The sequence below is a fragment of the uncultured Mycobacterium sp. genome (genome assembly GCF_964249325.1).
Taxonomy (GTDB): domain Bacteria; phylum Actinomycetota; class Actinomycetes; order Mycobacteriales; family Mycobacteriaceae; genus Mycobacterium.
The window spans coordinates 4228-6761 of the sequence record NZ_CAXUCH010000229.1 but is presented as its reverse complement, the minus strand read 5'-3'; the positions used below and the strand labels follow the sequence as shown (position 1 = coordinate 6761).

Here is a 2534-nt window from a genome sequence, read left to right as displayed (position 1 = left end):
GTCGTGGTCGTGGTGGTAGTGCTTGTGTGTCCACCTTTACCGCCGCCGCCACATCCGACCGCCAAAGAAAGCACGGCCGCACCGCCGATCAGCGCGATCGCAATTCTCGGCTGGGATTTCATGAGACCTCACTCTCATCGGGAGCTCGCACTGTTTCAAGCCCGCCCATCTGTACCCTGATTGCACAAAAATCAAACGTAATGACAGCCGCGGTCGGCGATTACGGCATTCCGTGGCTACGTCAGTGGGTGGGCCGTTCGAGGCCGTATCTGCGTACGACGTCGTCCAGCCAGTCCGGCATCCCATAGGTCAGCCCGTATTTCTTTGCCAGTTCAGCGAATTCGGGCGATTCATGCAGCATGGGAGCAGCCGGATCATCTGCGTGGGACATAAGCAGTTCACCCAGTTCTCGGAATTAGTGTTCGAACCCTCCGGGAGTGACGACTTCCATGATGCGGCCCGGCTCGCTGCCGGTGTTCCACATCGCATGCATTTGCCCGCGCGGTTTGGTGATGTAGCCGCCCGGGCCCAGCACCACCTCGCTGTCGTCGGACCGGAGGCCGATTTCGCCCGCTAGCACGATCGAGTGCTCGACCTCACGGGTGTGCATATGCGGCGCGGTGATCGATCCGACCTCGAATGGGTGCTCGACGATCGCGACCTCGCCCCTGTTGGTCCGGCTGGACAGCTTGAACACGGCCCCAAAACCGGGGAGCGCCACGGTGTCACCCTCCCCTGGCTGCATGACCGTGACCTCGGTTCGGTTCGCACCGGTCATCTGACTTACCTCCTTGCTGTCCAACCATTAATTGGGCGGTCGGACGGTGAGCACGGTCTTTCCTGGCTGGCGACCAGCCTGGGCACCGCTGGCATATGCAGCGGCTCCCTGGCTGAGTGGAAACGTTGCTGCGATGGTGACGCGCAGCGCGCTACTGTCGGCAAGCGCCGCAAGGTTGGTGAGTGCGGCCGTGTCGCTGGTGACGATGAAGAAGAGGGCGGTAATCCCTAGCTCAGCCGCTCGACGCTGGTCGGGTGGCGCCTGCAAGGTGATGAGTCGGCCGCCGCGGCGTAGTAGGGCGTAGGACCGATCGAGGGTGTCGCCACTGACCGTGTCGACGACGACGTCGAATGCCCCTGTACGCGTGGACAAGTCGTCGTTGCGGACGTCGATGACCTCGTTGGCGCCGAGCGCTTTGACGTAGTCGAGGCCGCTGCGGGTGGTAGCGGTGACATGTGCACCAGCCGCGGCGGCCATCTGCACGAGGTAGCCGCCGACCCCTCCAGCACCGCCATGCACCAGAACGCGTTCGCCGGCAGAGAGGTGGGCGTGGTCGAAAAGTGCCTGTTGGGCGGCCAAGGCGGGCAGCGGCAGCGCCGCCGCCTCGATGTGAGACAACGATAGTGGCTTGGCCCCGCTATGGTCGGCGGATACGGCGACGTACTCGGCGGCAGCGCCGTCGCGGTCGAACGGAACCAGCCCGTACACCTCGTCTCCGATGGCGAATTCTTTGTCGGCGCTGCCGATCTCGGCAACCCTGCCGGAGAATTCGTGAGACCGAATGATGGGGGTGCGGTCGATTCCGTCGCGCGTCCAGGTCTCTTGCCAGGTGAGCTCGGCGAACGTGATGGCGGCGGCATGCACCTCCACCAGGAAGTCCTTATCGCCGATCGTTGGTGTGGCGGCCCGTTCGTAAACCAGCACCTCGGGTCCGCCGCGGGTATGGGCGCGCAGGGCATGCATCACAGCGTCGGTGCCATTCCGCCGTTGACGATAATGTTCGTACCGAGCACGTTGGGGAATCGGCCGCTGGCCACGCCCACGATCTCTTGCTGGCCACAGAACCGTCCGCTGATCATTTTGGCCTCGATCCGCGAATCCGACGGTGCCGCAGCCGAAGTACGCATTCTCCGATCACAGGGACTCGCCGAGATCAGCTGATTGTCTACGCGGTACCGCTCTCTGATTTGAGTAGCCACGCTTGTCTTGAGGCGGCCACAGCTGCTGCGGTACTTCGACACCGAATGGTGCCTTCCAGCGGTTCTGGGCCGAAACGTCTTGCACGGGAAGCCGGTTGGCTGCCACACCCCATTTGCCCAACGGGTAGCCGAGAGTCAGCATCGCCGACATCTTCCAGCCCTCTTCAACGGGACGCCCAGTAGCTCATTTACCCTGTCCTCAAAGTTGCGGAGCACCATCGTCATGACCCCGCCGACGCCCTCGGCACGGGCGGCGAGCAACAAACTCCAGATAGCCGGATAGATGTTGGCACCGCCAAGGTCATCGATGGCGAAGATGAAAAGCAAGAGGGGAACGTCTTCGATGGTTAGCCAGATAATTCCCCGAGGTTTCGATTCGGCGCATCGCTCGGCGTGAGCGGCCGGGGTCCGCACCGGGCGCCGGCGCTACCATCCGTCCGGTTCCCGTGCTGAATTTCTCGTATTCGAGGGCGCGGGCCTGCCGGAAGAGTTGGGCGAACTCGTGTTTGAGGTCTGGATCATCGACGGCCACAAAGTGCCAGCGTTGGGTCTTACCC

2 protein-coding genes and 2 pseudogenes (1 of these 4 running past the window's edge) are annotated in these 2534 nt (G+C 63.0%); all 4 read right to left on the bottom strand.

Features of this window, described 5'->3' with window-relative positions; all coding sequences use genetic code 11:
* Positions 1–241: 241 nt before the first annotated feature.
* A pseudogene (locus tag ACFE99_RS20875) lies at positions 242–778 on the bottom strand (cupin domain-containing protein).
* Positions 779–805: 27 nt separating this feature from the next.
* A complete protein-coding gene (locus ACFE99_RS20870) occupies positions 806–1741 on the bottom strand; it encodes a zinc-binding dehydrogenase (RefSeq protein ID WP_375488311.1) in 936 nt (311 codons plus the stop codon).
* The gene (locus ACFE99_RS20865) at positions 1741–1905 is read right to left on the bottom strand and encodes a hypothetical protein (protein WP_375488310.1); all 165 of its coding nucleotides are present in this window, start codon (positions 1903–1905) and stop codon (positions 1741–1743) included. Before ACFE99_RS20865 ends, ACFE99_RS20870 begins: the two co-directional genes overlap by 1 nt.
* Before the next feature lie 7 nt (positions 1906–1912).
* Positions 1913–2534 (bottom strand): annotated as a pseudogene (locus ACFE99_RS20860) (nitroreductase family protein); it runs 123 nt beyond the window's last position.

Bases quoted from the DNA above. Each gene is read 5' to 3' on its own strand.
- ACFE99_RS20865 (WP_375488310.1), bottom strand. From the start codon at position 1,905: ATGCGTACTTCGGCTGCGGCACCGTCGGATTCGCGGATCGAGGCCAAA.
- ACFE99_RS20870 (WP_375488311.1), bottom strand. From the start codon at position 1,741: ATGCATGCCCTGCGCGCCCATACCCGCGGCGGACCCGAGGTGCTGGTT.